Raw genomic sequence first — 429 nt, 5'->3', positions numbered from 1 at the left:
GACAACGACTGCACCACGACCAGATCACCCCGTTCCGTGTTGGCCCCCACCGCTGCCGCGAGCAGCCGGCGCAGCTTGTCTTCCTGGGCGCCATCGAGCGCCTGGCGGACCACGGCCACTACCTGGATGCGGCGCACGGCCCCGGCTTGGCTCACCACCTGCTCCACCCGGCGGCCCACCTGGTAGTCCACTTCGCGTTGCGTGCTCGCCCCACCGGCTGCTCCGGAGCGCGCAGCATCCAGGGGCGCCTGCCCGCCATCGCGTACCGACTCGCGCTCCTTCACGATGACGCCGCGGCTGTCAGAGCTGCGTGACGGCGCGGGAATCACGTCTTCGGTGGTGATGCGTACCTGGTCCATGTTGAGCGTTACGTCCACGCTGGCCATGGCCTGTCCTGGGCCGAACATGCGATCCAGCACGGTGGCGGCC

Annotated in this window: 1 protein-coding gene; it reads right to left on the bottom strand. The window is 69.7% G+C overall.

From position 1 onward, the window contains the following. Window positions 1-386: flagellar M-ring protein FliF C-terminal domain-containing protein (locus GVL52_RS32255; RefSeq protein WP_200848025.1), on the bottom strand; the 386-nt coding region annotated here is incomplete at its 3' end. Window positions 387-429 lie beyond the last annotated feature (43 nt).

This window comes from Rhizobium sp. 18055 (assembly GCF_902706285.1).
Classification (GTDB): Bacteria; Pseudomonadota; Alphaproteobacteria; order Rhizobiales; family Rhizobiaceae; genus Rhizobium.
Note: the sequence above shows the minus strand (reverse complement) of the source record. Positions and strands in the feature narration are given on the sequence as shown.